This window comes from Paracoccus marcusii (assembly GCF_006151785.1).
GTDB lineage: Bacteria > Pseudomonadota > Alphaproteobacteria > Rhodobacterales > Rhodobacteraceae > Paracoccus > Paracoccus marcusii.
This window is the reverse complement of sequence record NZ_VDDD01000260.1, coordinates 1-1,100: the sequence shown is the minus strand read 5'-3', so window position 1 is coordinate 1,100 and position 1,100 is coordinate 1. Positions and strand designations below refer to the sequence as shown.

Sequence of the window (1,100 nt, the reverse complement as noted above, 5' to 3'; positions counted from 1 at the left end):
TCCGCCCGATGTTCATGGTCAACGGGATCGAAGCACCTTCCAGCGTGTTGCCAGATTTGACTGCCGATCTGGACGATCATCAGCGACCCGAGTTCATCGGCAATGAAGCGAAGCCCCGTGACGGGTTCTCCGAAAGCATCAGCCTGATGATGCGCCGCGCGGATCATGTCGGCCCGGGTCAGTCGTCGGACGGCCCGGGCATCGGGTGCCCGAGGAGGTCGAGGACCTCGTTGGTCTGCGCCTCCAGCCGTCCAAGCCTCTCCAAGATGGCCTGATCCCAAGACGACCGGTCGAGCGCCTCCTGACGACGCAGTGCGGCGATCAGATGCTCGGTCGCGGCCGTGAAGCTGGCCTCGATCCTCTGCACCGCGATGAGGTGATCCCGGATCACGTCCGAAATTGCCGGCTGATCGCGGTCCCGGAGCAGTTCGGCCAAAATGTTGTTGAAGGTCCTCAACTGCGCGATGAGGTCGTGAACCTGCTCCACCGAGACGGTGGTGCCCGTATTGGGCGCGGTTGTATCGGTCATTGGTGTTCTCCAAGGTGGTGATCAGATTTGAAATTGTGGGCAGAGCAGCCGCAGCATGAACCTCAAGGTTCGCGGCAATCGCCACAACCATACGGTTCCTCCGGATGCGGGCCATAGTCCGCTCGAAGATAGGTTTCAGCTTTCTGACGAGGTGAATGAGCTGAGAATGTCCGAAGTGATCTGCAGGTCCCGGATCTTTCGGTTTCCCTCGGTGATTTGCTCCCGGAGATGTCGGTTTTCCTCGGTCAGGACTGTTAGCCTCTCTTCCAGACGGGTCAGCGCGACCCTCAACTGCTGAATGCCCTGCCAATGCAATTTCAGTGCCGAAGCCATCCGGTCCATCCGGTGCCGGAACGGGGAAAGCGCTGCCGTCGTGTAGGGGTATTCTTTCGTCATAAGAGTGTCCTGCATCGGGGTGGCACGCGGGCAAGATTACCCGCGGGATATCGGCCAGATCCGCGATCGGGTTAGGCCTAGGATGGTCCTCCCTCTGCGCGCGTTCGTTTGCATATCTGTTCCGGTATTCGATAAACCTCGTCTCAGCGGTCCGCAGCCGGATCCTTCGTTCGAT

2 protein-coding genes are annotated in these 1,100 nt (G+C 59.7%); both read right to left on the bottom strand.

Translation table 11 applies throughout. The features are described 5' to 3' along the window. Positions 1-178: 178 nt before the first annotated feature. Positions 179-529 (bottom strand): hypothetical protein, encoded by a 351-nt coding sequence (locus FHD68_RS18660; RefSeq protein ID WP_127898728.1) that lies wholly within the window; start codon positions 527-529, stop codon positions 179-181. A 135-nt stretch (positions 530-664) separates the two neighbouring features. Beyond that, positions 665-925: a hypothetical protein gene (locus FHD68_RS18655; protein WP_127898727.1), complete on the bottom strand. Its 261-nt coding sequence runs from the start codon at positions 923-925 to the stop codon at positions 665-667. Positions 926-1,100: the final 175 nt, after the last annotated feature.

Bases quoted from the DNA above. Each gene is read 5' to 3' on its own strand.
- FHD68_RS18660 (WP_127898728.1), bottom strand. From the start codon at position 529: ATGACCGATACAACCGCGCCCAATACGGGCACCACCGTCTCGGTGGAG.
- FHD68_RS18655 (WP_127898727.1), bottom strand. From the start codon at position 925: ATGACGAAAGAATACCCCTACACGACGGCAGCGCTTTCCCCGTTCCGG.